This is a genomic window from Burkholderia pulmonis, assembly GCF_984667975.1.
The window spans coordinates 2,270,477-2,296,195 of record NZ_OZ480187.1; the positions used below are offsets into that span (position 1 = coordinate 2,270,477).

General features: G+C 66.5%; 22 protein-coding genes. 7 read left to right on the forward strand and 15 right to left on the reverse strand.

The window, feature by feature from the left end; translation table 11 throughout:
* Positions 1-2: 2 nt before the first annotated feature.
* The 3 genes from sdhD to AC5LXK_RS26865 form a co-directional block, all read right to left on the reverse strand.
* A complete protein-coding gene (gene sdhD, locus AC5LXK_RS26855) occupies positions 3-371 on the reverse strand; it encodes a succinate dehydrogenase, hydrophobic membrane anchor protein (RefSeq protein WP_011355745.1) in 369 nt (122 codons plus the stop codon).
* 4 nt (positions 372-375) lie between these two features.
* A complete protein-coding gene (gene sdhC / locus AC5LXK_RS26860; RefSeq protein WP_012493208.1) occupies positions 376-792 on the reverse strand; it encodes a succinate dehydrogenase, cytochrome b556 subunit in 417 nt (138 codons plus the stop codon).
* A gap of 168 nt (positions 793-960) precedes the next feature.
* Complete coding sequence (locus AC5LXK_RS26865) at positions 961-1,785, reverse strand: GntR family transcriptional regulator (protein WP_493391696.1); 825 nt, start codon at positions 1,783-1,785, stop codon at positions 961-963.
* A gap of 288 nt (positions 1,786-2,073) precedes the next feature.
* On the opposite strand from AC5LXK_RS26865, the gene AC5LXK_RS26870 reads away from it, so the two are divergent.
* The 5 genes from AC5LXK_RS26870 to acnA all read left to right on the forward strand — a co-directional run bounded on the left by AC5LXK_RS26870 (position 2,074) and on the right by acnA (position 9,243).
* Entirely contained in the window at positions 2,074-3,060 is a 987-nt protein-coding gene (locus AC5LXK_RS26870) for a malate dehydrogenase (protein WP_069750242.1), read from the forward strand.
* A gap of 187 nt (positions 3,061-3,247) precedes the next feature.
* Complete coding sequence (locus AC5LXK_RS26875) at positions 3,248-4,255, forward strand: HpcH/HpaI aldolase/citrate lyase family protein (protein WP_493394065.1); 1,008 nt, start codon at positions 3,248-3,250, stop codon at positions 4,253-4,255.
* A 228-nt stretch (positions 4,256-4,483) separates the two neighbouring features.
* On the forward strand, positions 4,484-4,999 hold the full coding sequence (locus AC5LXK_RS26880) for a hypothetical protein (protein WP_493391697.1): 516 nt from the start codon (positions 4,484-4,486) through the stop codon (positions 4,997-4,999).
* A gap of 22 nt (positions 5,000-5,021) precedes the next feature.
* Positions 5,022-6,473, forward strand: coding sequence for a bifunctional 2-methylcitrate dehydratase/aconitate hydratase (locus AC5LXK_RS26885; RefSeq protein WP_493391698.1), 1,452 nt, complete (start codon positions 5,022-5,024; stop codon positions 6,471-6,473).
* A 52-nt stretch (positions 6,474-6,525) separates the two neighbouring features.
* Positions 6,526-9,243, forward strand: coding sequence for an aconitate hydratase AcnA (gene acnA, locus AC5LXK_RS26890; protein WP_493391699.1), 2,718 nt, complete (start codon positions 6,526-6,528; stop codon positions 9,241-9,243).
* A gap of 104 nt (positions 9,244-9,347) precedes the next feature.
* On the opposite strand, the gene AC5LXK_RS26895 is transcribed toward acnA, so the two are convergent.
* From AC5LXK_RS26895 to AC5LXK_RS26905, 3 genes are read right to left on the reverse strand one after another with little or no spacing between them, the layout of a single operon-like run.
* Positions 9,348-9,779: a DUF1801 domain-containing protein gene (locus tag AC5LXK_RS26895; protein WP_493391700.1), complete on the reverse strand. Its 432-nt coding sequence runs from the start codon at positions 9,777-9,779 to the stop codon at positions 9,348-9,350.
* Positions 9,776-10,207 carry an SRPBCC family protein gene (locus AC5LXK_RS26900; RefSeq protein ID WP_493391701.1) on the reverse strand — a complete coding sequence of 144 codons (432 nt, stop codon included), beginning with the start codon at positions 10,205-10,207 and terminating at the stop codon, positions 9,776-9,778. Before AC5LXK_RS26900 ends, AC5LXK_RS26895 begins: the two co-directional genes overlap by 4 nt.
* Positions 10,207-10,530, reverse strand: a complete 324-nt coding sequence (locus AC5LXK_RS26905; RefSeq protein WP_034185784.1) for an ArsR/SmtB family transcription factor — start codon at positions 10,528-10,530, stop codon at positions 10,207-10,209. Before AC5LXK_RS26905 ends, AC5LXK_RS26900 begins: the two co-directional genes overlap by 1 nt.
* Positions 10,531-11,179: 649 nt before the next feature.
* Between AC5LXK_RS26905 and AC5LXK_RS26910 the strand changes: the two genes are divergently transcribed.
* The gene (locus tag AC5LXK_RS26910) at positions 11,180-12,913 is read left to right on the forward strand and encodes a S53 family peptidase (RefSeq protein ID WP_493391702.1); all 1,734 of its coding nucleotides are present in this window, start codon (positions 11,180-11,182) and stop codon (positions 12,911-12,913) included.
* 67 nt (positions 12,914-12,980) lie between these two features.
* On the opposite strand, the gene AC5LXK_RS26915 is transcribed toward AC5LXK_RS26910, so the two are convergent.
* From AC5LXK_RS26915 to AC5LXK_RS26935, 5 genes are all read right to left on the reverse strand, one after another.
* Entirely contained in the window at positions 12,981-14,399 is a 1,419-nt protein-coding gene (locus AC5LXK_RS26915; protein WP_493391703.1) for an MFS transporter, read from the reverse strand.
* Positions 14,400-14,581: 182 nt separating this feature from the next.
* Positions 14,582-15,418, reverse strand: coding sequence for an ABC transporter permease (locus AC5LXK_RS26920; RefSeq protein WP_493391704.1), 837 nt, complete (start codon positions 15,416-15,418; stop codon positions 14,582-14,584).
* A gap of 46 nt (positions 15,419-15,464) precedes the next feature.
* Entirely contained in the window at positions 15,465-16,721 is a 1,257-nt protein-coding gene (locus AC5LXK_RS26925; protein ID WP_493394066.1) for an ABC transporter permease, read from the reverse strand.
* Positions 16,722-16,832: 111 nt separating this feature from the next.
* The gene (locus AC5LXK_RS26930) at positions 16,833-17,879 is read right to left on the reverse strand and encodes an ABC transporter substrate-binding protein (RefSeq protein WP_493391705.1); all 1,047 of its coding nucleotides are present in this window, start codon (positions 17,877-17,879) and stop codon (positions 16,833-16,835) included.
* A 77-nt stretch (positions 17,880-17,956) separates the two neighbouring features.
* Positions 17,957-19,054 (reverse strand): ABC transporter ATP-binding protein, encoded by a 1,098-nt coding sequence (locus tag AC5LXK_RS26935; RefSeq protein WP_493391706.1) that lies wholly within the window; start codon positions 19,052-19,054, stop codon positions 17,957-17,959.
* A gap of 108 nt (positions 19,055-19,162) precedes the next feature.
* Between AC5LXK_RS26935 and pdxR the strand changes: the two genes are divergently transcribed.
* On the forward strand, positions 19,163-20,686 hold the full coding sequence (gene pdxR / locus AC5LXK_RS26940) for a MocR-like pyridoxine biosynthesis transcription factor PdxR (protein WP_493391707.1): 1,524 nt from the start codon (positions 19,163-19,165) through the stop codon (positions 20,684-20,686).
* A gap of 27 nt (positions 20,687-20,713) precedes the next feature.
* Here pdxR and AC5LXK_RS26945 read toward each other — a convergent pair whose 3' ends face one another.
* The 4 genes from AC5LXK_RS26945 to AC5LXK_RS26960 all read right to left on the reverse strand — a co-directional run bounded on the left by AC5LXK_RS26945 (position 20,714) and on the right by AC5LXK_RS26960 (position 25,659).
* Positions 20,714-21,748, reverse strand: coding sequence for a lipase secretion chaperone (locus tag AC5LXK_RS26945; protein WP_493391708.1), 1,035 nt, complete (start codon positions 21,746-21,748; stop codon positions 20,714-20,716).
* A gap of 3 nt (positions 21,749-21,751) precedes the next feature.
* A complete protein-coding gene (locus tag AC5LXK_RS26950; RefSeq protein WP_493391709.1) occupies positions 21,752-22,846 on the reverse strand; it encodes an esterase/lipase family protein in 1,095 nt (364 codons plus the stop codon).
* A 228-nt stretch (positions 22,847-23,074) separates the two neighbouring features.
* A complete protein-coding gene (locus tag AC5LXK_RS26955; RefSeq protein ID WP_493391710.1) occupies positions 23,075-25,207 on the reverse strand; it encodes a TonB-dependent copper receptor in 2,133 nt (710 codons plus the stop codon).
* 83 nt (positions 25,208-25,290) lie between these two features.
* Positions 25,291-25,659, reverse strand: a complete 369-nt coding sequence (locus AC5LXK_RS26960; protein ID WP_493391711.1) for a DUF2946 domain-containing protein — start codon at positions 25,657-25,659, stop codon at positions 25,291-25,293.
* Positions 25,660-25,719: the final 60 nt, after the last annotated feature.

Here is a 25,719-nt window from a genome sequence, read left to right on the forward strand (position 1 = left end):
CTTTACACTCTCCAGAGAATCTGCGCGGCGTAGCCCGCACATGCGAGCAGCCAGACGATGGTCAGCGATTGCAGCAGCAGGCGCACACCGACGGGCTTCACGTAGTCCATCCAGATGTCGCGCACGCCGACCCATGCGTGGTAGAAGAGGGAAAGCAGCATCACGAAGGTCGCGAGCTTCATCCATTGTGCGGCGAAGATCGAAGCCCAGCCTTCGTACGAAAAATCGTGCGCGCCGAAGAACAGGACGAGCAGAATGACCGTGTAGACCGCCATGATCGTGGCGGTGATGCGCTGCGCAAGCCAGTCGCGCAGGCCGTAGTGTGCGCCGACGACGAGGCGCTTCGAGCCGATTCGGTTGTTGGCTGCCATTTTCTTAGAATGCTCCGAACAGTTTGAGTGCCATGGCGATCGTCAGTGCGATCGAGACGACAAAGACGACGACTGCCGTCCGCTTGCCGCCTTCCTTCGTGACGGCGTCGTGGTTGACGTCCATCAGCAGGTGGCGAATGCCGGCGCAGAAATGGTGGAAGAAAGCCCAGGACAACGCGAGGACGATCAGCTTGACGACGATGTTGGAGAGGAAAGCCTTGAAGACTTCGAAGCTGAGCTCAGACGTGAGGCTCTGGTCGAAGAGGAACAGCAGGAACGGCAGGAACAGGAACAGCAGCGCGCCGCTGACTCGATGGAGAATCGACAATATCGCCGCCAGCGGCATGCGATATTTCATCGTGATATCGCCGAATCCGATGTTCCGGTATTCCGGCCTCGGCTTTCTTACTGCGTCAGTCATGCTAGACCCCTACTATGTTGTCACACTAATCCGCGATTTTAGCGCCTTTTTATATCGCGCTGCAGCGAAAGTCTGCTCTGGATAGTTGCGCGAACAAGAACAAAGGCGGCCCGAAACGTGCTTCGCGAGCGTGGGAATCGCGAAACACTCGGCCTGAGCCGAACCTCGTCAGCTCAAGTCATTCTGATAGTAGTACCCGGTTGTGACATACCAGCCGCGACGCACTTCCACCGGCCGGTCCCCGTATGTATAGGACACGCGCTCGACCGACAGCAAAGGGAAACCCGCCGGCACGTGCAGCAGGTCGGCCACCGCCGGATCTGCCGCGACCGCGCGGATCTTTTCCGTCGCGCGGATCATCCGCGTGCCGAACTCCGTCTCGAACATCGCGTAGAGCGGCCCCTTGTAGTCGCTCAGCCGCTCGAAGGTGAGCCCGCGGAACATCGCGCCCGGCAGCCAGATCTCGTCCAGCACCGTCACTTCGTTCTCGAATTCCAGCAGCCGGCGCACCTGCACGACCGGATCGGCCGGTTTCAGGTCGAGCTGCCGCGCGATCTCGGCCGGCGCGCGCAGGCGCCGGCATTCGAGCAGCCGGCTCACGTGCGGGTGTTCGGCCCCGTCGTCGGCCAGCAGGCGCAGAAAGCGGAATTGCGCGCGATCTTCATTGTGCGTTGCAACAAAAGTGCCCTTGCCCTGCCGCCGGACCACGAGGTTTTCGGCGGCCAGCTCGTCGATCGCCTTGCGAACGGTGCCCTGGCTGACCTTGTAGCGGGCCGCGAGCTCCACTTCGCTCGGAATGATCTCGCCCGGCTTCCATTCACCGGTTTCGAGACTTTGCGTGATCAATGACTTAATCTGCTGGTATAACGGGCTGAACGTCGGCGACGGAGAGGCCGCAGGCGAAGCTGCGGGATCACCCGCGCCCGGCTGCCCTGGGCCGCCTGCGCCGGTCTGATTCGCGGTATTCGCCTGGTTCGATGTCATGGCGCGCATTTCATCACAATCCGCACTTTTTCGTCCACTCAATTTCCGCAAAACATCTGTCTTATATAAGACATATGATACCGTTTGACTTTGCGCGTGACGGCTCCTACACTCCCGGTCGAGCAAGGGTTCGCGGGTGCAACAGCGCGTCCCCGGCTACGTGCCACGGCCGTCTCCAGGTTCACCGCGTCTGCCATCGCGAGTCCTCCGCCCTGCTTCAATGCAACGCTACGCACAACGCGCATAGAATGGCGTTTTCGCTAGCGTCCAACGCTTCACCCGTCCTGGAGATTTTCAATGGCTAAGCCCGCAAAGCGCGTTGCCGTCACCGGCGCCGCAGGTCAAATCGCTTACTCCCTGCTGTTCCGCATCGCGAACGGCGACCTGCTCGGCAAGGATCAGCCGGTCATCCTGCAACTGCTCGACCTCCCGCAAGCCCAAGCCGCCGTCAAAGGCGTCGTGATGGAACTCGACGATTGCGCGTTCCCGCTGCTCGCGGGCGTCGTGATCACCGACGATCCGAAGGTTGCATTCAAGGATGCAGACGTCGCGCTGCTGGTCGGTGCACGTCCGCGCTCGAAGGGCATGGAGCGCAAGGACCTGCTGTCGGCAAACGCGGAAATCTTCACGGTTCAGGGCGCTGCGCTGAACGAAGTCGCCAGCCGCGACGTGAAGGTGCTGGTCGTCGGCAACCCGGCGAACACGAACGCGTACATCGCGATGAAGTCGGCGCCGGATCTGCCGAAGAAGAACTTCACGGCCATGCTGCGCCTCGACCACAACCGCGCGCTGTCGCAACTCGCCGCCAAGTCGGGCAAGCCGGTCGCGTCGATCGAGAAGCTCGCCGTGTGGGGCAACCACTCGCCGACGATGTACCCGGACTTCCGCTTCGCGACCGCCGAAGGCGAATCGCTGCTGAAGCTGATCAACGACGACGTGTGGAACCGCGACACGTTCATCCCGACCGTCGGCAAGCGCGGCGCGGCGATCATCGAAGCGCGCGGCCTGTCGTCGGCAGCGTCGGCAGCCAACGCGGCAATCGACCACGTCCGTGACTGGGTGCTCGGCACGAACGGCAAGTGGGTCACGATGGGCATCCCGTCGGACGGCTCGTACGGCATCCCCGAAGACATCATCTACGGCGTGCCGGTCGTGTGCGAAAACGGCGAGTACAAGCGCATCGAAGGCCTGGAAATCGACGCGTTCTCGCGCGAGAAGATGGACGGCACGCTCAACGAGCTGCTCGAAGAGCGCGACGGCGTCGCTCACCTGCTGAAGAACTAAGCATCACGCGCGTTTGCCGGGCCGCCCTCGGGCAGCCCGGTTTCGGCCCGGGCCGGCGCATGCCGCCGGCCCTGCCGACCGATCCGATCCGCGCACGTTTTGCCGCCCCGCGCCCGCCGCGCACCGGCCCAGAACCTGCCCGAATCCGATTTTCTCCACGTTGACCCGCTTCCCTGACGTAGAAGAGATGGCCGCGCTCACTCCTGCACAAGTGCTGTACGACGGGGCGTCCCCGCCCGCGATCCTGCCCTGCTGCGATCACTACGCGGGCAGCGAAAAGCTGATGCGCAAGTCGCTCGCGCTGCAGGCCGAACTGGGCCCCGTATTCGATCTCACGCTCGACTGCGAGGACGGCGCGGCCGTCGGCCAGGAAGCCGCGCACGCGGCGCTCGTCGCCGATCTGCTCGGCAGCGCCGAGAACCGCTTCGGCCGCGTCGGCGTACGCATCCACGACTTTTCCCATCCGCACTGGCGCGACGACGTACGCATCGTGCTGCGCGCCGCGCGCGTGCCCGCCTACATCACGCTCCCGAAGATCGCGAGCGCCGCCGACGCGGCCGAAATGACCGCGTTCATCGAAGGCACGCGCCGCGAGCTCGGCATCGCGCAACCGATTCCCGTCGACGTGCTGGTCGAGACGCACGGCGCGCTCGCGCAGGCGGCCGCCCTCGCCGCGCTGCCGACGGTCGGCACGCTGAGCTTCGGGCTGATGGATTTCGTCTCCGCGCACCATGGCGCGATCCCCGATTCCGCGATGCGCTCGCCCGGCCAGTTCGACCACCCGCTCGTGCGCCGCGCGAAGCTGGAAATCGCTGCGGCCTGCCACGCGCACGGCAAGACGCCGTCGCACAACGTGACCACCGAAGTGCGCGACATGAGCGTCGTCGCCGGCGATGCACGGCGCGCGCGCGACGAATTCGCGTTCACGCGGATGTGGAGCATCCATCCCGCGCAGATCCGCCCGATCGTCGACGCCTTCGCGCCGCGCACCGACGAAGTCGCGCTGGCCGCCGAGATCCTGCTGGCCGCGCAGGCCGCCGACTGGGGCCCGACACGCCACGGTGATACGCTGCACGATCGCGCCAGTTATCGTTATTACTGGTCGGTGCTGCGCCGCGCGCGCGCCACCGGCCAGCCCGTACCGGCCGAGGCCGCGCCGCTGTTCGGCCCGGCCGCCGCGGGCGACGCGCGTTGAGCGCGCCGCCGGCCGATACACGAGTTTCATGCATTCGCCGATACGCAAACCGGACAGAGGTTTGCGAAACGACAAAAAACGTAACGGAGCCCGAAAACCTGATGTATGCGCGGCCAAATAGGTGAAAATAGCGGCCGCTGCGCGCTTTCGGGGCGCGTGCAGTTTCAAACCGGTCGGCGGTTTCGATTGCCGGCCCTTGTCAACTGATTATCGAAAGGTTCTGACTCCATGAAGAAACTCCTGATCGCTACCGCCATCGGCGCCTTGTCCGCCACGATGCTGGTGTCGGCTCCGAGCGCGTTTGCCCAGGGTACGACCACGACGACCGCGAAGAAGGCAACGGCCAAGCGCCCGGCGCCGGCCAAGCGCATCATCCCGCGCAGCAAGAAGGCACAGGCCCGTGCCGCTGCCAAGGTCGATCCGGTACCGGACGGCGCGGTCAAGTGGGCGTGCAAGGACGGTCTGTCGTTCGACCTCGCCGGCGACATGAAGCGCGACCAGGTCGTCACGGTTCACTGGGCGAAGAAGAACTACAAGCTCCCGCGTCAGGCCACGACGACGGGCGCCGACACGTTCTACGATCCGGCAGCAGGCTTCAAGCTGATCGTGATCCCGACCAAGGCGATGCTGTTCACCGACGCAAACGGCGGCGAGCGTCTCGCGGACGAATGCGTGACGCCGGAAATGGCGCAAGGCGCCGCAGCGCCGACGCAGTCGAACGAGCTGAAGCCGGCAACGAACTAAGCGCGTTCCCCCCGGCCCCTCGATGTCCGCCCCGGTCTCCAACGTCCGCCCTGCCCCGGATACGGTACTCGTCGATATCGTCGACTACGTGCTGAACACCGGGATCGACAGCGCGCTCGCGCTGGAGACGGCGCGTCATTGCCTGATCGACACGCTCGGATGCGGACTCGAGGCGCTGTCCTACCCTGCCTGCACCAAGCTGCTCGGCCCCGTCGTGCCCGGCACGATCGTGCCGAACGGCGCGAAGGTGCCGGGCACGTCCTTCCAGCTCGATCCCGTCCAGGCCGCGTTCGGCATCGGCACGATGATCCGCTGGCTGGACTTCAACGACACCTGGCTCGCCGCCGAATGGGGCCATCCGTCCGACAATCTCGGCGGAATCCTGGCGACGGCCGACTGGCTCTCCCGCACGGCCGTCGCGGCCGGCCGGAAGCCGCTCCCGATGCGCGACGTGCTGGTCGCGATGATCCAGGCCCACGAAATCCAGGGCTGCCTCGCACTCGAGAATTCGTTCAACGCGGTCGGGCTCGACCACGTACTGCTCGTGAAGGTCGCGTCGACCGCCGTCGTCGGCCGGCTGCTCGGGCTTACGCGCGACGAGCTGATCAACGCGGTGTCCAACGCGTTCGTCGACGGCCAGGCGCTGCGCACCTACCGCCACGCGCCTAACACCGGTTCGCGCAAGTCGTGGGCGGCCGGCGACGCCACCTCCCGCGCGGTGCGCCTCGCGCTGATCGCGAAAACGGGTGAAATGGGCTACCCGTCGGCGCTCACCGCAAAGACCTGGGGCTTCTACGACGTGCTGTTCGGCGGCAGGCCGTTCCGCTTCCAGCGCCCGTACGGCACGTACGTGATGGAAAACGTGCTGTTCAAGATCGCGTTCCCCGCCGAATTCCATGCGCAGACGGCCGCCGAGGCCGCGCTGCAGCTGCACGCGCAACTCGCCGCGGCGGGCCGCACGACCGACGACATCAGCAAGATCACGATCCGCACGCACGCGGCCGCGATCCGCATCATCGACAAGCAGGGCCCGCTCGCCAATCCGGCCGACCGCGACCACTGCATCCAGTACATGGTCGCCGTGCCGCTGCTGTTCGGCCGGCTGACCGCGGCCGACTACGAGGATTCGGCCGCAGCGGACCCGCGCATCGACGCGCTGCGCGCGAAGACCGTCTGCGTCGAGGATCCGCAGTTCACGAAGGATTATCACGATCCGGACAAGCGATCGATCGCGAATGCGCTGACGATCGAGTTCGCCGACGGATCGACGCTTGCCGAAGTGGCGGTCGAATACCCGCTCGGCCATCGGCGGCGCCGCACGGACGGCATCCCGCTGCTGGTCGAGAAGTTCAGGACCAACCTCGCCCGCCGCTTCCCGGCAAAGCAGCAACAAGCGATTCTCGACGTGTCGCTGGACCAGGTAAAGCTCGAAGCGATGCCGGTCGATGAGTACGTCGATCTGTATGTGATATAGCCGTCATCTACAGGACACGTTGTTTCCTAGCCTTAAACCCAGGAAAATCACCATGGCCCACAATCTCCACAAGACCCTCAAGGAATTCGACAGCGGTTCCGGCAAAGGCAAGTTCTACTCGCTGCCGCAACTCGGCAAGGAGCTGAAGACGAAGATCGAACGCCTGCCGGTGTCGATCCGTATCGTGCTCGAGGCCGTGCTGCGTAACTACGACGGCAAGAAGATCACCGAAGAGCACATCGAGCAGCTCGCGAACTGGAAGCCGACCGCGAAGCGCGTCGACGAGATTCCGTTCGTGGTGTCGCGCGTCGTGCTGCAGGATTTCACGGGCGTGCCGCTGCTCGCCGACATCGCGGCCATGCGCGGCGTCGCCGAGCGCACGGGCAAGAACCCGAAGAAGATCGAGCCGCTGGTCCCGGTCGATCTCGTCGTCGATCACTCGGTGCAGATCGACTACTTCCGCCAGAAGGATGCGCTCGACCTGAACATGAAGCTGGAATTCCAGCGCAACAACGAGCGCTACCAGTTCATGAAGTGGGGCATGCAGGCCTTCGATACGTTCAAGGTCGTGCCGCCGGGCGTCGGCATCGTCCACCAGGTGAACCTCGAATACCTCGCGCGCGGCGTCCACAAGAAAGCGGACGGCGGCGACACCGTGTACTACCCGGACACCCTCGTCGGCACGGACAGCCACACGACGATGATCAACGGCATCGGCGTGGTCGGCTGGGGCGTGGGCGGCATCGAGGCGGAAGCCGGCATGCTCGGCCAGCCGGTGTACTTCCTGACGCCGGACGTCGTCGGCGTCGAGCTGAAGGGCAAGCTGCGCGAAGGCGTGACGGCCACCGACCTGGTGCTGACGATCACCGAAATGCTGCGCAAGGAGAAGGTCGTCGGCAAGTTCGTCGAGTTCTTCGGCGAAGGCACGAAGTCGCTGTCGCTGCCGGACCGCGCGACGATCGGCAACATGGCGCCGGAATACGGCGCGACGATGGGCTTCTTCCCGGTCGACGAAAAGACGATCGACTACTTCGAAGGCACGGGCCGCACGAAGGCCGAGATCGCCGCGTTCGAAAACTACTTCAAGGCGCAGAAGCTGTTCGGCATCCCGAAGGCCGGCGACATCGACTACACGAAGACTGTGACGCTCGACCTCGCAACGGTCGCGCCGTCGCTGGCCGGCCCGAAGCGCCCGCAGGACCGTATCGAGATCGGCCACGTCAAGTCGACGTTCACCGACCTGTTCTCGAAGCCGGTCGCGGAAAACGGCTTCGCGAAGAAGGCGGACGACCTGGGCACGCAATACACGACGAGCAACGGCGTCGACGTGAAGAACGGCGACGTGCTGATCGCCGCGATCACGTCGTGCACGAACACGTCGAACCCGAGCGTGCTGCTCGCTGCCGGCCTGCTCGCGAAGAAGGCGGTCGAGGCCGGCCTCACGGTCGACGCGAAGATCAAGACCTCGCTCGCGCCGGGATCACGCATCGTCACCGAGTACCTGACGAAGACGGGCCTGCTGCCCTACCTGTCGAAGCTCGGCTTCGAACTCGCGGCGTACGGCTGCACGACCTGTATCGGCAACGCGGGCGACCTGACGCCGGAACTGAACGAAGCGATCACGAAGAACGACATCGTCGCGGCAGCCGTGCTGTCCGGCAACCGCAACTTCGAAGCGCGCATCCACCCGAACATCCGCGCGAACTTCCTCGCGTCGCCGCCGCTCGTCGTCGCGTACGCGATCGCCGGCAACATCACGCGCGACCTGATGACCGAGCCGGTCGGCAAGGGCAAGGGCGGCCGCGACATCTACCTCGGCGACATCTGGCCGACGAGCGAAGAAATCCACGCGCTGCTCAAGTTCGCGCTCGATCCCAAGAAGTTCGAGGACAACTACTCGAAGCTGACCAAGAAGGGCGACCTCTGGAGCAAGATCGAGGGTGAATCGGGCCAGGTCTACGACTGGCCGAAGTCGACGTACATCGCCGAGCCGCCGTTCTTCGGCAACGACTTCTCGATGGAGCCGGCTGCGTCGATCCCGACGGTCAAGGGCGCGCGCGCACTGGGCATCTTCGGCGACTCGGTCACGACCGACCACATCAGCCCGGCAGGCTCGATCAAGGAAGATTCGCCGGCAGGCAAGTGGCTGAAGGAAAACGGCGTGCAGAAGGCCGATTTCAACAGCTACGGCTCGCGTCGCGGCAACCACGACGTGATGATGCGCGGCACGTTCGCGAACGTCCGGATCAAGAACCTGATGATCCCGGCGAAGGCCGACGGCACGCGCGTCGAAGGCGGCCTGACGATCCACCAGCCGAGCGGCGAACAGCAGTCGATCTACGACGCGGCGATGCAGTACGTGTCGGCCGACACGCCGACCGTCGTGTTCGCGGGCGAAGAGTACGGCACGGGCTCGTCGCGCGACTGGGCCGCCAAGGGCACGCAACTGCTCGGCGTGAAGGCCGTGATCGCACGCAGCTTCGAGCGGATCCACCGCTCGAACCTCGTCGGCATGGGCGTGCTGCCGCTGCAGTTCAAGGGCTCGGACAGCATCCAGTCGCTCGGCATCACCGGCGAAGAGACGTACGACATCGAAGGCCTCGGTGACGACTTCAAGCCGCAGCAGGACGTCACGCTGGTGATCAACCGCAAGAACGGCGACACGCAGCGCGTGCCGGTGCTGCTGCGCATCGATACGCCGATCGAAGTCGACTACTACAAGCACGGCGGTATCCTGCCGTTCGTGCTGCGCTCGCTGCTCGCAGCGTAAGCGCACCTGCTTTTGCAGGTGCCGCAGCCGCCTCGCGGCGGTTGCGGCCGATTTGGATGCCCGACCTCGTGTCGGGCTTTTTTTTGCCTGCGCGCTGCGCCGCCCTACGCCGCCTTGTCGCCGCGCGCCTTCGCCGCCGCGCCCCGCGCGTTCTTCTTCAGATGCGTGCGGTTGTATTCGATCGCCGCGCGCACGAGGTTCTTCAGCGCACGCTTGTCGATCCGGTCGCCTTCGAACAGATCGATCGCGCGCCGCGCATTGCCGTCGAGGCCATCGTTGAACAGCTTGTCGGGATCGGGGAGCTGCGCGCCGTGCATGAAGGTCACTTTCACCTTGCCCTTGTGCGCGTTCGCGACCGCGATCATCCCGTCGCACGACCAGACGGGACTGCCCATCCATTTCCATTCCTCGACGATGCCCGCTTGCGCGGCGAGGATCGTCTGGCGCAGGTCGGCGAATGTCTTGCCGCGCCAGTCGGCGATGCCTGCAATCAGCGCATCGATGCGCGCCGACGGTGTGAGGTCCGTTGCACTCATGCGCGGGCCTCCGTGCCTTCATCCGGGCGCGCGAGCACCTGTTCGAGCGACTCGAGGAACCGCACCCAGCCGTGCTGCGCGCCGCGGTACGCCTGCTCCTGATCCGCGCGGAAACCGACCTGCTCCATGCGCAGGTGCGTGCCCGCCGGCGTCGGCACGAGCGTCCACGTGACGACGCTTTCGAGACCGTACGCGGCCCATGTATAGGACAGCGTGTGCGGCGGCTCGATCGTCAGCACCGTGCAGTCGACCGAGCCCCAGTCCGCGCGGAAGCTGAATGCACGGCCCGCGACCGGTTCGAAGTCGCTCTTCATCAGCCACGCCTCGATCAGGTGCGGTTGCGTGAGCGCGCGCCAGATCTTCTCCGGCGGATGGGGCAGCTCCCGGTCGACGACGACGGAGCGTGTTTCGGTAGTGGCTTGGTTCATTACTGATCCATCCTTTTGAGCAGATCTTCGAGGGCATCGAACCGGCTCTGCCAGAAGCCTGCCATCTGGCTCGTCCAGTCGATCAGCGGGGCCAGCGCCTGCGGCTGTGCGCTGTAGTGCGTCTGCCGGCCTTCGTGACGGTCATTCACGAGTCCGGCCTGTTTCAGTACGCCAAGGTGCTTCGACACGGCCGGCTGCGAGACGCCCGCATGGGCCGTCAGCGCGGCGACCGTCAGCTCGCCCTCCTCGCACAACCGCTCGAAAAGCGCGCGGCGCGTCGGATCGGCAAGCGTCCTGAAAAGCATGTCGTGAGCGTTCTGCATGTCGTTCAAAATCCATAACTCGATGGTTATGGATTGAAGGATATCCGCTCGTCGGCACGCGTCAAGGCGGAATTTCACGGACGGCGCCGTTCGATCCCGAACGGCCGGCGGGTACGTCGCGCCGGCTCGCGTCCGTCGCCGGATTCGAGTGTTTCCTCTAATTCGCATTTGCGGCACGCGATCCGAAAGGCACCTGCAAGACTGCCCGTCACGCTGTTCCACAGTTCGGGAAACGTATGCGTGTAGCCGGCCCCGTTTTTGTGCATGCGCGAATCCGTTCCTGACGGGGTGCTTTCGCTTGACCACATAGTGCGACTCGGCGAGTGGCAATGGACACGCAAACGTCATGCATTTACGCGCCTGTCCGCTCCGTGATCGCGCACGTTCCGATGCCGTGACGAATGACTCGTGCGTGCAAACGTCGAGCCGCGTCATGCCCCCGTGCCGCGAACCGGTTCCGTTCGCCGGGCCGGCCGTCGCGTGCACACACGACGCGACGGGCGCGTGCATGCGCGCCGTTGTTAGAACTACCAGCTATGGAAAATGGCAGCTACCCGAACGGCACCGACGCCCTACGCTCGTCACCGCTCGCGGCCCCACAAGGGCCGGGGGTTCCAGTAACGTCGCCTCTCCTAAAAAAGGACTCCCGATGAAAAGGAACGCCTGGTTTGCCCTTCCCCTTCCGTCGCCCCGCCGCCTCGCGTGCGTGGCGCCGCTCGTGTTCGCCGCTGTCGCGGCGCATGCGGCGACGGATTGGGTCGATACTCATACGAAGGCCTTTCTGACCGGCCCGCAGTTGATGGCGCGCAGCGCGGCGCCGTCGCTCGAACTGGCAGCCGGTGAAACGACCAACGTCGTCGTCAGCCTGAACCTGCGCAACGCCGCGCAGCTCAAGCAACTGGCGCGCGACGTGAACCGGCCCGGCAGCGCGCATTACCGCAAGTACCTGACGCACGCGCAGTTCCTCGCCAACTACGCACCGACCGAAGCGCAGGTGAAGTCGGTCGTCGACTATCTGCACAAGAGCGGTTTCACGAACGTCGAGGTCGCGCCGAACCGGCTGCTGGTATCTGCCAGCGGCACGGCCGGCACGGTGAAGGCGGCCTTCAACACGTCGCTCGTGCACTTCCAGTACGCGGGCCGCTCGGGCTTTGCCAACACGTCGACCGCGCAGGTGCCGCGCGCCCTCGGCGACGTCGTCGGCTCGGTGCTCGGGCTGCAGAGCGTCGCGCATGCGCGGCCGATGCTGCGCATCGGCAACGTGGCCAAGCCGCAGGCGCTCGCGGCAGGCACGGCGACGGGCCACTATCCGAAGGAATTCCCGGGCCTCTACAACGCGACCGGCGTGCCGACCGCGGCCGGCGTGACCGTCGGCATCATCACGATCGGCGGCGTGTCGCAGACGCTGCAGGACCTGAAGCAGTTCACGTCGAGCAACGGCTACGGCACGGTCTCGACGCAAACGATCCAGACCAACGGCTCGGGCGGCAGCTACACCGACGACCAGGACGGCCAGGGTGAATGGGATCTCGACAGCCAGTCGATCGTCGGCTCGGCCGGCGGCCAGGTCGGCAAGCTCGTGTTCTACATGGCGGATCTCAACGCCGCCGGCAACACGGGTCTCACGCAGGCGTTCAACCGCGCGGTGTCGGACAACACCGCGAAGGTGATCAACGTGTCGCTCGGCTGGTGCGAAACCGACGCGAACGCGGACGGTACGATCAACGCCGAGGAACAGATCTTCACGACGGCCGCCGCCCAGGGCCAGACGTTCTCGGTGTCGTCGGGCGACGAAGGCGTGTACGAGTGCAACAACCGCGGCTATCCGGACGGCGCGAACTACACGGTGTCGTGGCCGGCCTCGTCGCCGCACGTGCTCGCGATCGGCGGCACGACGCTCTACACGACGTCGGCGGGCGCGTTCTCGAACGAGACGGTGTGGAACGAAGGGCTCGATTCCAACGGCAAGCTGTGGTCAACGGGCGGCGGCGTCAGCACGATCCTGCCCGCACCGTCGTGGCAGTCGGGCAGCAATCGCCAGTTGCCGGACGTCGCGTTCGACGCCGCGCAAAGCACGGGCGCGTACATCTACAACTACGGCCAGTTGCAGCAGATCGGCGGCACGAGTCTCGCCGCACCGATCTTCACGGGCTTCTGGGCGCGTCTGCTCGCGGCGAACGGCACGGGCCTCGGTTTCCCGGCCGGCAACTTCTATGCGGACATTCCGTCGAACCCGTCGCTCGTGCGTTATGACGTCGTATCGGGGAACAACGGCTATCAGGGGTATGGCTATACCGCGGGCACCGGCTGGGATTACACGACCGGCTTCGGCAGCCTCAACATCTCGAACCTCAACCAGCTGATCAAGTCGGGCGGGTTCTGAGCGAAGCGTGAAGGCCGGCGTGCGGCGGAGTGTGCCGCGCGCCGGTTCGCAACAACCGTCCCGTGCGCTACTCCGTCGCCCGCTCCTTCACGCGCTGGGACGCGGCCGGCACGCCGTTCCGATGCGACGGCGCAAAGAGCCGCAGCCCGCTCGCGACGCTCGCCGCCCCGGCGAACCCCGCACCGAGCATCAACGCGAGCGTCGGCCCGTGACGCCCCGCGATCCCGAACGACAACGCGACGAGCGCCGCTCCCGTCGCCTGCCCGATCAACCGCGCGGTCGCGATGATCCCGCTCGCGCCGCCGCTGCGCTCGGGCGGCGCACTCGACATCAGCGCCTTCAGGTTCGGCGACTGGAAGAAGCCGAAGCCCGCGCCGCACAACATCATCCGCCAGCCGATGTCGACGACACCCGGCGACACCGGCAGCGCGGCAAGCGACACCATGCCCGCGCTCAGCAACGCGAGCCCGATTGCACCGAGCAGGCCCGGCGGGTAACGATCCGACAGCCGTCCCGCGATCGGCGCGGCGAACGCGACGATCGCCGACCACGGCGTCATCAGGAACCCCGTCTCGACCGCGCTGCGATGCAGGACGGTTTCGAAATAGAACGGCAGCGACACGAACGCGAGCCCTTGCGCGGCGAACGCGCACACGGCGGTCAGCGCGGACAGCGTGAACACGGGCCGGCGAAACAGGTCGACCGGCAGCATCGGCGCCGGGTGCCCGGCCTGGCGGCGGATCAACAGCCAGCCGAACGCGAATGCCACCGCGGCCGCCGCGAACACGACGGCAAGCGGCCCGCGCTGCGCGAATTCGCCGAGTGCGAAGATCAGCGACGCGAACGTGATCACGTTGAACAGCGCGGCAACCGGATCGAACGCATGCTTGCCGCGCGCCGTCTGCGGCAGCGACGGAATCGCCACGGCAAGCGCGAACACGCCGAGCGGCACGTTCACCGCGAACAGCCACGGCCACGCGGCAACCGACAGGATCAGCGACGCGATCGTCGGCCCGACCGCGAACGACACACCGACGACGAGCGCGTTGAAGCCGACGCCGCGCCCGAGCCGGTGCGCGGGAAACAGGCCGCGGATCAGCGCGACGTTGACGCTCATGATCGCGCTCGCCCCGAAGCCCTGCACGATCCGCGCGGCCGTCAGCATCGGCAGCGTCGACGCGAGCGAACAGCCGAGCGACGCCAGCGTGAACACCGCGAGCCCGGCGATATACACGCGCTTGTGGCCGACGATGTCGCCGAGCGATGCGAACGGCAGCAGCGTCGCCACCATCGCGAGCTGGTACGCGTTGATGATCCACACGGACGCGGCCGGCGACGCATGCAGGTCGGCGGCGATCGCGGGCAGCGCGGTATTCGCGATCGCGGTGTCGAGCGTCGCGAGCGCGACGGCCAGCAGCACGGCGGACATCGCGCGCCAGTTCACGGCCGGCTCGTGCGCGCCGGCGGGGGAAGCGAATTCGGACAAGATGAGGCTCGGCTGACGAGCGACGCGTTGCACTGCGTCGCGAATTGGACTCGCGGCGGCGTTCCGGCCGGACCGCCCGGAACGCGCGCCGCCGCGCCCCGTATTGTTGCAGAGCCGCATCGAACCTGCAGGCAACTGCCTCGCCAGTCAGCGAAATGAAAGAAACCGCGGTGCGCGGTGTGTCAGCTCACCGCGCGCCGCGCATTGCGCCCGCGCAGCCATTCGAGCGCCAGCAGCAGGCTCGTCGAGAAGATGATCAGGATCGTGGCGAGCGCAGCGATCGTCGGGCTGATGTTTTCGCGAATGCCCGTGAACATCTGGCGCGGCAACGTGGTCTGGTCCGCACCCGCGAGGAACAACGTGACGACCACTTCGTCGAACGACGTCGCGAACGCGAACAGCGCGCCCGACATCACGCCCGGCGCGATCACCGGCAGCGTCACGCGAAAAAACGTCGACACGGGGTTCGCGCCGAGCGACAGGCTCGCGCGCACGAGGTTCTGGTTGAAGCCCTGCAGCGTCGCGGCAACCGTCGTCACGACGAACGGCACGCCGAGCGCCGCGTGCGCGGCGATCAGCCCCGTATAGGTATTCGCGAGCCCGAGCGGCGCGAAGAACAGGTACATGCCGACGCCGACCACGACGACGGGCACGATCATCGGCGACAGCAGCACGGCCATCAACAGCCCCTTGCCGCGGAAGTCGGCCTTCGTGAGGCCGATGGCCGCGAGCGTGCCGAGCACGGTCGCGACGATGGTCGCCGACGGCGCGACGATGAAGCTGTTCTTCGCGGCCATCCGCCACTCGTCCGATGCGATCAGGTTCTCGTACCAGCGTGTCGAGAAACCGGGGATCGGATAGACGAGGAACGTGCTCGACGAGAACGACAGCGGCACGATCGCGAGCACCGGCAGGATCAGGTACAGCAGCGTCAGCACGACGAGCACGCGCAGCGCGACGTACCACGCGCGCTCGACGAACGACATGTGCGGCGCGAACAGCGGCCTGGCGAGTTTCATGATCGGAATCCCCTTCCCGTTTCGTTGCGTGTGTCTGTCCGGGCGCTCAGCCGAGGCTCACGTTCGTGCGCGTGAAGCGCCCGTACACCGCGTACAGCACGAGCGTCGCCGCGAGCAGCAGCCCGCCGAGCGCACACGCCATGCCCCAGTTGATCGTCACGTTCGTGAAGTACGCGACGTAGTAGCTGACCATCTGGTCGTCCGGTCCGCCGAGCAGCGCGGGCGTGATGTAGTAGCCGATCGCGAGGATGAACACGAGCAACGCGCCCGCGCCGACGCCCGGATAGGTCTGCGGCACGTACACGCGCCAGAACGCGGCGAACGGATGACTGCCGAGCGACACGGCCGCGCGCTGGTAGGTCGGCGGGATCGACTTCATCACGCTGTAGAGCGGCAGGATCATGAACGGCAGCAGGATGTGCGTCATCGAGATGTACACGCCGACCCGGTTGAACAGCAGCGCCAGCGGATGCGAAATCAGCCCGCTGCCGATCAGCGCCTTGTTGATGAGCCCTTCGTTCTGCAGCAGCACGATCCAAGCGGCGACGCGCACGAGCACCGACGTCCAGAACGGAATCAGCACGAGGATCATCACGAGGTTCGCGCGCCGCTCCGACAGCGTCGAGATCCAGTACGCGAGCGGATAGCCGAGCAGCAGCGCAAAGAGCGTGACGGCGATGCCGATGACGAACGTGCGCCCGAAGATCGCGAGGTAGATCGACTGGTCGGGATCGGCCTGCACGATCTGGCCGAAGCCGTCCTGCCGGTGGTCGAGCGCGGCGAGCAGGTAGAACGGCGACACCTGGCTCGCGTTCTTCGCGATCGACTGCCAGTACGCGACATCGCCCCAGCGCGCGTCGAGGTCGACGAATTTCGCACGCGTCTGCGCGGGTGTCAGCGCCACGTCGTTGTCGCCCTTCAGCGGCATCGCACGCGCCGTCTTCGCGACGAGCGAGCGATAGCCGGGAATCTCGGTGTTCAGCCGCCGCGCGAGCGCGCCCATCGCCTCGCTGTCGGCCACCTTCGTCATGTCGGCCGCGAGCGCGACGTACGCAGCGTCGGCCGGCGGCGCCTTGCGGTCCCAGCCCGACAGCGCGGCGATCGTGTTCGGCAACGCGGTCGCGATCTCCGGGTTCTGCACCGCACGCGTGAGCAGCGTGCCGATCGGCACGACGAAGATCAGCAGCAGGAAAATCGCGAGCGGTGCGACCAGCAGCAGCGCCGTCGTGCGCTTGCGGGCTTCGGCGGCCTTCAGCTCGCGCTTGAGCGCGGCGGTCGACTGCGAGGGAGGCGCGATCGTCATCGTTTCCAACGGTTCTCTCCGGCCGGGCACGTTCCGGCGGCATGCCGCGCGACGCGATCGACGCGCCGCGCGGCCGGTTGCATCAGGGCACCCATCAGGACGCCTGACCGGTTACTTCGTTGCCCACGCGGTGAAGCGCTGCTCGAGCTCGTCGCTGTGATCGGTCCAGAAACCGATGTCCTCCAGCACCGCGTTCTTGCCGTTGGCCGGCGAGTTCGGCAGGTTCGCGAGCGTCTTCGCATCGAGCGACTTGATCGCGGCGATGTTCGACGGGCCGTACGCGATGTGCTGCGCATACGCCTGCTGCGGCTTCGGCGTCAGCGAGTACGCGATGTACTGCTCGGCCAGCGCCTTGTTCGGCGAGCCCTTCGGAATCGCCCAGTAGTCGAGGTCATAGATGCTGCCGTTCCACACGACCTTCAGGTTCTTGCCTTCCTTCTGCGCGGCATCGATGCGGCCGTTGTACGCGGTCGACATCACGACGTCGCCCGCGACCAGGAACTGCGGCGGCTGCGCACCCGCTTCCCACCACTGGATGTTCGGCTTCAGTTCGTCGAGCTTCTTGAATGCGCGATCCTGGCCGGCCTTCGTGCCGAGCACCTTGTAGACGTCCTTCGGCGCGACGCCGTCGGCCATCAGCGCGAACTCGAGGTTGTAGCGCGCGCCCTTGCGCATCCCGCGCTTGCCGGGAAATTTCTTCACGTTCCAGAAATCGGCCCAGCCGGTCGGCGCCGACTTCAGCTTGTCCGCGTTGTACGACAGCGCGGTCGACCACACGAAGAAGCCCACGCCGCACACCTGCGGCGATTCCGGAATCAGGTCGGACTTCTTCGCGATCTTCGACCAGTCGAGCTTCTCGTACAGCCCTTCGTCGCAGCCGCGGTTCAGGTCGCCCGATTCGACTTCGACCACGTCCCAGTTGACGTGCTTCGCCTCGACCATCGCCTTCACCTTCGCCTGCTCGCCGTTGTACTCGACGGCGGTGACCTTGTTGCCGGTCGCCTTCTCGAACGGCTGGTTGAACGCGACCTTCTGCGCGTCGCCGTTCGCGCCGCCGAAGTTGACGACCGTGAGTTCGGCAGCCGATGCCGATGCGCCGACGACGGCGAGCGCCAGGGCCAGCGCGGTGCGACGCGCGGTAAAGCTTGCTCGGTTCATGGTGGTTCCTCTCCTCTCGTGGTGGAAGTGGGCAGTTGTTGTTGACGACGTGCTGCGGAATAGCGGGGAAACCGGGGTCACGCGAACACGCGCAGGTGGTCGGGCGAAAACGCGAGCGAGACCGCTGCGCCGGGCGAGAACGCGTCGAGCGCGCCGGTGCCGAGCGGCACCTTCACGAAGCATTCGTCCTGGCCGGGCAGCGCGCAGCGCATGCGTACGTGATCGCCGAAATAGATGAGGCTGCGCGCTTCGCCGCTCAGGCGGTTCGCGGCCGCGCCGTTCGCGTGGCCGCCGGCGGCGAGGCTCATGCGCTCGGGGCGGATGCACCCAACCGCCGACGCGCCCTCGGCGGCTTCGCCGATATGGCGGCCGACGAGTTTCGTGCCGTCGTCGAGGCGAAACTCGCAGAACTCGCCGTCGACGCGCGCAATGGTGCCGCGCAGCCGGTTGCTGTCGCCGATGAAGTTCGCGACGAATTCGTTGCACGGCGATTCGTACAGGCGGTCGACGGTGTCGAGCTGCTGCACGATGCCCTTGTCGAACACGGCGACGCGATCGGACATCGTCAGCGCCTCGCCCTGGTCGTGCGTCACGTACACGAAGGTCACGCCGAGCTTTTCGTGCAACGCCTTCAGTTCGTACTGCATGTGTTCGCGCAACTGCTTGTCGAGTGCGCCGAGCGGTTCGTCCATCAGCACGAGCTTCGGCTCGAACACGAGCGCGCGCGCCAGCGCGATGCGCTGCTGCTGGCCACCCGACAGCTGCGCCGGATAGCGTTTCGCGAAGCGCTCCATCTGCACCATCTTCAGCGCGTGCGCGACGCGTTCCGCGCGCTCGGCGGCCGGCAGCTTGCGTACGGTCAGCGGATACGCGACGTTCTGCTCGACCGTCAGGTGCGGGAACAGCGCGTAGTTCTGGAACACCATGCCGATGTTGCGCTTGTGCGGCGGCACGTGGTTCAGCAGCTCGCCGTCGAGGCGGATCTCGCCGCCGGTCGGGAATTCGAAGCCGGCGAGCATCATCAGGCAGGTGGTCTTGCCCGAGCCGGATGGCCCGAGCAGCGTCAGGAATTCCCCCCGGTGGATGTCGAGGTCGAGCGATTTGACGACGAGCGTTTCGCCATCGTAGGTCTTCCGCACGCCGCGAAAGCTGACGATCACATCATCGGACTTCATCGTGGCTGTCCCCCTGCTTCGCGGCAATTGATTTTGAGATGCGAGCCACTATACGGCGCACACGGTTCTACAATAGGGAACCATTTCAATATTCCGCATGGGACCACTTTGGACACCGTGATCGTCGCCGACTGGCTCTCCGCCCGCCTCGACCGCAGCTCGCCCGAGCCGATGTACCGGCAGCTGCTGCAGCTGATGCAGCAGGCCATCCTGACCGGAGAATTGGGGCCAGGAACCAAGCTGCCGAGTTCCCGCACGCTGGCGGGCGACCTGTCGATCGCGCGCAATACCGTGCTGCACGTGTACGACCAGTTGACGGCCGAGGGCTACGTGCTGACGACGACCGGCAGCGGCACCTACGTGGCCGACACGCGGCCGGACACCGCCGCGATCCACGTGCCGGGTGCCGCGTCGTCGCCGTCAGCCGCCGACGACCTGCCGCTGCCCGACGCGCAAGGCAGCCTGTCGACGCGCGGCCGTCAACTGATCGAGCATGCGGGTGTATCGCGGCGCCAGTGGGGCGCGTTCATGCCGGGCGTGCCGGACGTGTCGGAATTCCCGAGCCGCACGTGGAGCCGCCTGCAGGCGCGCTTGTGGAAGGAAGCGAATCCCGAACTGCTGACCTATGCGCCCGGTGGCGGCTACCGGCCATTGCGGCGTGCGCTCGCCGATTACCTGCGCGTCGCGCGTTCGGTCAAGTGCTCGCCGGACCAGGTGATCATCACGACGGGCATTCACCAGTCGATCGACCTGGCAGTGCGGCTGCTGTCCGACATCGGCGATCGCGCGTGGGTCGAAGAGCCGTGCTACTGGGGCGTGCGCAGCGTCCTGCAGGCGGCCGGCCTCACGCTCGCGCCGGTACCGGTCGATCAGGAAGGGCTCGACCCGCGCGCGAGCGACATGCAGCATCCACCGCGGCTCGTGCTCGTCACGCCGTCGCATCAGTACCCGCTCGGGATGGTGATGAGCCTCGCGCGACGCCGCATGCTGCTCGAATATGCGCGCCAGCACCGCTGCTGGATCATCGAGGACGACTACGACAGCGAGTTCCGCTACGGCAGCCGCCCGCTCGCGTCGCTGCAGGGGCTCGACGACGGCGGCCGCGTGATCTACGTCGGCAGCCTCGGCAAGATGCTGTTCCCGGGGCTGCGGATGGGCTACATGGTCGTGCCCGAGCATCTGGTCGACACGTTCCGCACCGGGTTGTCGGAACTGTACCGCGAAGGTCAGCTGATGCAGCAGGCCGTGCTCGCCGAATTCATCATGGACGGCCACCTGACTTCGCACGTCCGGCGGATGCGCACGCTGTACGGCGAGCGCCGGCAACTGATGATCGACGCGATCCGCGCACGCTTCGGCGATGCGCTGCCCGTGATGGGCGACGAGGCCGGCCTGCATCTCGTGCTCGGCCTGCCCGATGCCTGCGACGATCGCGCGGTCACGCAGAGCGCATTCGATGCCGGCGTGATCGTCCGCCCGCTCACCAGCTACTACAACAACCTCGCCACCGCGCGGCAGGGCCTGCTGCTCGGCTATGCGTGCGTCGCGCACGAAGGCATCGGCCCCGCGTTCGACACGCTCGCCGACACCATCGAGCAACATTTGCCGCGGGACGTCGTGCGCGTCGCATGAGGCCGGCCACGCGCGGCAACGCCCGCGTCATTGCGCGCCGCCCGCCCCGCGATCGAGCGATGCCGCGCGCACGGCTTCGCCCGGCTTCGTGAACACACGCTGCCGCAGCGCGCCGATCTGCGCGTCGCGATCCTGCGGCGACAGGCCAGCCGATTCGATCTGCGCACGCTGCGCCGAATAATCGGCGTAGCGGCTCTGCCACGACGCATCGTCCTGCTGCATCTGCGCGACGCGTGCGGCGGCGTCCGGGCCGAGCGTCTGCGTCAGTTGTGCGCGCATCGCATCGGGTGTCGCACCGCTCTTCTGCAATTGCGCGATCTGGTCGATCGCGGCGCGCTGCTGGTCGATCCGCTGCTGCGCGGCGCGTTCGTCGGCCGGCATCTGCTGTTCGAGCGCCGCGAGCCGTTCGGCCTTCTGCGCATCGGTCAGTGAGCGATCCTGCGTAATCTTCAACCGCGCGAGGTCATAGCGCTGCCGCCACTGCTCCGCACCGAAGAACGGCTGGCTCCAGTCACCGAGCGTGCGGTACGCGATCGACGCGCGCTGATCGAGCGCGAGCTGCAACGCGCCCAGGTCGGACTTGTCGACCGCGCCGGCATCGCGCAATTTCGCGAGCGCGTCGAGATACGCGCGATACCGGTGCCATACGTCGAGCGCCTCGGCCTGCGCGACCGTGCCGTCGAGCTGCGCGGCGATCTCCCGCACGACGAATGCATCGAGCGCGGCCGCGCTCAGGTCGCTCTGCGCGGTCAGGCAGTAGTCGAAGAAATCGCGCACCGCGCGCGACTTCGCGAGATGGCCGCCGGCATCGAGCGGCAGCCGCGGTGCGCTGGAGCCGGCCAGCGACGGCGGCAGGCCGGCACTCGACGGCACGGCGGCCGGCAGCGGTGGCGCCGCCACGCCGCCCACCGCCGCCGCATCCGGCGAATCGCCCGCCGCACCCGAGCCGCGATGCCATCCCGCACTGCTCCACATCGCGACGCCGGCAACCGCCGCCAGCCCCACGACCCCATAGATCGCAGCGCGCCGCGCCAGCGGCGCGCGCCCTTCACGTGCCGTCATCGATCACACGCCCGCGAGCTTCAACCGGTTCGCATGCGTGCGGATCACCGCGACCGGATCTTCCGCATACGCCCCGCGCACGCCGAGCAGCTGGTTGATCTCGTCGAGATGGTTCCACTTGTAGCTCGTGCTCAGCACCTTGCCGTACAGCGCACTGCACCTCGACACGACCCCGTCGTTCTGGCCCGAACCGCGGTTGATCATCACCGTGCCCGTGCCGAACAGCGCGAGCGTCGACGGGTCAAGCGCGTTTGCCGGATCAACGAGCGGAATCGTGCTCGTATCCGTCGCGCCCGTCACGCCGAACAGCGAAAGTGTCGGCTGGATCGCCGTGCCGGCCCACGAATACAGCAGATGCGTGTTGCCGCCGACCGTTTCCGTCGGTGCGCCGGTCTGGCAACTGCCCGGTGCGCCAAGGCCCGCGCTCGGATAGTTCTGGTTGTACGTGGCAGCCTGCGCGGTCGTCAGCGTCTGCAGCGCGGCCAGCGCATCCTGGTTCGTGTTGTGGCTGCTGCTCGTCAGGATGCCGAACACATTGACGAACGCGGCAATGACCGTCGAAGACAACCCGGTCGGATCGTAAGCGAGCACGCCCTGCACGAAGTCGGCGAACTCGGAGCCGCGATGCGGCGTGCCGATCGTCGTCACCGACGCGACGAGATCCGGCGCAACGGCCGCGACATAACGCGACGTCAGCCCGCCCTGGCTGTGGCCGACGAGATTGACCTTGGTCGCGCCGGTCGCGGCGAGCACCGTCTTCACGTAAGCGAGCAGCTGTTCGCCGCGCCCGTTCGGGCCGTCGTCGCTCTGGAAGCCCGACAGGTTCGCAACGTAGACGGTCGCGCCATGCTGCTGCAGGTCCTCCTGGATTCCGTACCAGTACTCGAGCACGCCCGCGTACTTGTCGGTGCCCGTGAGTCCGTGCACGAGAATGATCGGGTAGCGCGTCGTCGCATAGTTGTCGACGGGCGCGGTTGCCGCCATCGCCGCCTGCGTCGTCGCGAGGGTCATCAACGCCGTCGTCCCCGCGAACGGCGCAACACTCATCGCGCATGCCACTGCCCCTGCCACCACCCTGGAACGCATCGATCTGGCCATGCATGTTCTCCTGATTATTGTGCTGCCGGTGAGAATGAAACCGGATCGACGCGCACAATGCATCGCAATCGTTGCAAGCACCGTGTGCGTCGAATGCGGGAGTGAAGCACGAGTCGCGAACGTTTGCGCCCTGACTAGATACGGTTCTCTAATCGGTTGACGCGACCCGCCCGTTCGGGCGGGGCCGCGTTCATGCGCACGCATGCTGCAACGCACACGCACCGCACGCTACATCTTCGCGCTTACGCGCACCCAGGCAGTCCGGCCCGGCTCCATCACCGGCGCGTTCGCCGGATAGCCGAAACCCGCGTTGCCGGCGAGGTTCAGATGCTCGGTGTAGGCCTTGTTCAGCACGTTGTCGACGCCGATCGAGATCTGCACGGTCTTGCTGACGTTGTACTGCGTATGCAGCGACAGCACGCCGAATCCGGCGCTTGGGCCGAAGTCCTTGCCGACCACGTTGCCCTCATTCAGTGCATAGCGATGCTGCGGCGCAACGATTCGCCACAGGCCGCCGGCCGACCATGCGCCGCGCGTGTATTCGAGCCCGATGCGCGCCTCGAGCGGCGGCATCTGCGGCAGCGGATCGCCGCTCGCCACGTTGCGCCCCCACGCGTATGCGAGCGACGTCTCGATGCGCAGCGGCGCAACCGGCCGCCACGACACGCCGACTTCGCCGCCCATGATCTGCGCATTGACGTTGGTCGCCTGCGTGGTCGGGCCCATCATGCCGGCCGCGTAGTTGAACAGGATGAAGTCCTGAACATAGCCCGCGTACGCCGATACCCACGCATCGAACCGGTCGCTCCTGTATTGCGCGCCGATGTCGAGCTGCGTGGTCTTCTCCGGCTGCACCGCCGAAAACGCGTTGACCGAACCGGCCGGCCCGCGCGTCGCGGAGAACAGCTCCCAGTAGTCGGGATAACGCTCCGCATGGCCGATCCCCGCGTACCACGTGACGGGCAGCGACGCGAGATCGCGCTCGTAGCGCACGAAGCCGCTCGGCAGCACGCGCGCGCGATCGTCGTCGAAAGTCGGGTTAGGCATGCTCATCATCATGCCGCTCGTCATCGCGCGCTTGTCGCGTGCGCTCGCATAGTCGACGCGCGCGCCGCCGATCACGCGCGACACTTCGCTCGCATACCACGTCAGCTCGCCGAATACGCCCGCGTTCCACATCGTCGCCTGGGCATCCCACGGCTGGTCGCGGTAGTTCTGCTGCCCCATCGACGAGCGCGAGTCGAGCCGGTTCGATTGCGCGTCGACACCCGTCACGAGCTTGAAGTCGTCGCCGAAGCGGAAGGTCGCGGCCGCACGCGCGCCGACCGTGCGGCGACGCACGTCGGCTGCCATCCGCATCGGCATGCTGCTGGTCGGGTCGGGCTGCCGCAACGTGTAGTTGTCCATCACGTGATCGGCTTCGTTGTAGTACACGCGCGCCTCGATCCGGTCGAGCACGTCGCCGAGATGCTGCTTGTCGAACGACAGGCCGAACGTCTCGCGACGGAAATGCGCGCCGTCCATCCCGCGCCCCGCGTAGCGCGCATAGCCGTCGCCGGTGCCGGCCGTCAGCTCGACGCGCGTGTGGTCGTCGGGCGTCCAGCCGAGCGCCGCATCGGCGTTCCACTTGTCCCACTGCGACGGCACCGTGTTGCCGTTGCCGTCCTTGTAGTCCTGCGAATGCGCATGGTTTGCGGTCACGCGGCCGTAGACGTCGGGCGTGCCGGCCGTCAGGTCGATGTTCTGGTCGTTGCGGCCGAACGACCCGCCGACCAGGCTGCCGTCGAAACGCATGCCGGGGCGCTCGAAACGCGGCGTCACGCGCTCGAACATCACGGTGCCGGCCGATGCGCCGGGACCGTACAGCACGGTCTGCGGCCCCTTCACGACGGTGACCTTGTCATAGCTTTCCGGCGCGATGTACGACGTCGGCGCATCCATCCGGTTCGGACAGGCGCCAAGCGTCGGCATCCCGTTCGCCAGGATGTTCAGCCGCGAGCCGAACATCCCGCGCAGCACGGGGTCGCCGTTGGTGCCGCCGCTGCGGATCGACGTGAAGCCGGGGATCGTCTTCAGGTAATCCGCGCCGTCGCTGGCAGGCAGCGGCTGGCGCGGCGCCTTTGGATTCGTGATGACGACCAGCGGCGTCGACAGCGGCGACGCGACAACCTCGACGGGCGGCAGCGGCGCGGCCACCTCGTTCACGGGCACGTCGGCCGCACGTGCCGTTTCGGCCGCCGCGGCACTCGCGGCCAGCGCGCCGGCGGCCAGCGCAGGCACGGTAAGTTTCAACATTCGCGGCACGCGCCGCGTACAGGCATTGCGTGACGCCCGCGGCGCACGCAACTGGAAATTGGTCATGATCGAAAGCCCGAGTGACGCCCTCCACGCGGCCGCGACGGGCCGCACGGATATCGGCGGTGGTAAGAACGGATAACAGCGCGTCAGGCGCGCTCGGGCGGTGCGCGCGGATAGGCGCGCGGATAGCGGTCGGCACGCGCCGCGAAGGCAGGCGGCGCGGCGGTGGAAACGGAAACGGCGGGAATGGAACCGAACGACGCGGCGGCAGGTGCGCCGATCGCGGGGCTATGGGCGAAGAAGCCGCAGTAGCCGCATGCATCGAGATGCAGCGCATGGTCGTGCATGCTGCCCGCATCGGCCGACCGATGCGCACCATGCTCGGCACTGCAGACGATTGCGTCGGGCGTGGCCGCCTGCACGATGCGCCACTGCGACACCAGCGGCGCCGCGATCGCGATCCAGATCGCGAGCACGCCAAGCCAGGCGGTCAGGTGACGATATCGGTGCAGCATGCTCGGCGACGAGTAAGCGGAATGTAAAAACAGCCGAGATGTTACAGAATGTTCAACGTA

What these genes read in the sequence shown, in the direction of transcription:
- sdhD (WP_011355745.1), bottom strand. Translation starts at nt 371, where the DNA reads ATGGCAGCCAACAACCGAATCGGCTCGAAGCGCCTCGTCGTCGGCGCA.
- sdhC (WP_012493208.1), bottom strand. Translation starts at nt 792, where the DNA reads ATGACTGACGCAGTAAGAAAGCCGAGGCCGGAATACCGGAACATCGGA.
- AC5LXK_RS26865 (WP_493391696.1), bottom strand. Translation starts at nt 1,785, where the DNA reads ATGCGCGCCATGACATCGAACCAGGCGAATACCGCGAATCAGACCGGC.
- AC5LXK_RS26870 (WP_069750242.1), top strand. Translation starts at nt 2,074, where the DNA reads ATGGCTAAGCCCGCAAAGCGCGTTGCCGTCACCGGCGCCGCAGGTCAA.
- AC5LXK_RS26875 (WP_493394065.1), top strand. Translation starts at nt 3,248, where the DNA reads ATGGCCGCGCTCACTCCTGCACAAGTGCTGTACGACGGGGCGTCCCCG.
- AC5LXK_RS26880 (WP_493391697.1), top strand. Translation starts at nt 4,484, where the DNA reads ATGAAGAAACTCCTGATCGCTACCGCCATCGGCGCCTTGTCCGCCACG.
- AC5LXK_RS26885 (WP_493391698.1), top strand. Translation starts at nt 5,022, where the DNA reads ATGTCCGCCCCGGTCTCCAACGTCCGCCCTGCCCCGGATACGGTACTC.
- acnA (WP_493391699.1), top strand. Translation starts at nt 6,526, where the DNA reads ATGGCCCACAATCTCCACAAGACCCTCAAGGAATTCGACAGCGGTTCC.
- AC5LXK_RS26895 (WP_493391700.1), bottom strand. Translation starts at nt 9,779, where the DNA reads ATGAGTGCAACGGACCTCACACCGTCGGCGCGCATCGATGCGCTGATT.
- AC5LXK_RS26900 (WP_493391701.1), bottom strand. Translation starts at nt 10,207, where the DNA reads ATGAACCAAGCCACTACCGAAACACGCTCCGTCGTCGTCGACCGGGAG.
- AC5LXK_RS26905 (WP_034185784.1), bottom strand. Translation starts at nt 10,530, where the DNA reads ATGCAGAACGCTCACGACATGCTTTTCAGGACGCTTGCCGATCCGACG.
- AC5LXK_RS26910 (WP_493391702.1), top strand. Translation starts at nt 11,180, where the DNA reads ATGAAAAGGAACGCCTGGTTTGCCCTTCCCCTTCCGTCGCCCCGCCGC.
- AC5LXK_RS26920 (WP_493391704.1), bottom strand. Translation starts at nt 15,418, where the DNA reads ATGAAACTCGCCAGGCCGCTGTTCGCGCCGCACATGTCGTTCGTCGAG.
- AC5LXK_RS26925 (WP_493394066.1), bottom strand. Translation starts at nt 16,721, where the DNA reads ATGACGATCGCGCCTCCCTCGCAGTCGACCGCCGCGCTCAAGCGCGAG.
- AC5LXK_RS26930 (WP_493391705.1), bottom strand. Translation starts at nt 17,879, where the DNA reads ATGAACCGAGCAAGCTTTACCGCGCGTCGCACCGCGCTGGCCCTGGCG.
- AC5LXK_RS26935 (WP_493391706.1), bottom strand. Translation starts at nt 19,054, where the DNA reads ATGAAGTCCGATGATGTGATCGTCAGCTTTCGCGGCGTGCGGAAGACC.
- AC5LXK_RS26945 (WP_493391708.1), bottom strand. Translation starts at nt 21,748, where the DNA reads ATGACGGCACGTGAAGGGCGCGCGCCGCTGGCGCGGCGCGCTGCGATC.
- AC5LXK_RS26950 (WP_493391709.1), bottom strand. Translation starts at nt 22,846, where the DNA reads ATGGCCAGATCGATGCGTTCCAGGGTGGTGGCAGGGGCAGTGGCATGC.
- AC5LXK_RS26955 (WP_493391710.1), bottom strand. Translation starts at nt 25,207, where the DNA reads ATGACCAATTTCCAGTTGCGTGCGCCGCGGGCGTCACGCAATGCCTGT.
- AC5LXK_RS26960 (WP_493391711.1), bottom strand. Translation starts at nt 25,659, where the DNA reads ATGCTGCACCGATATCGTCACCTGACCGCCTGGCTTGGCGTGCTCGCG.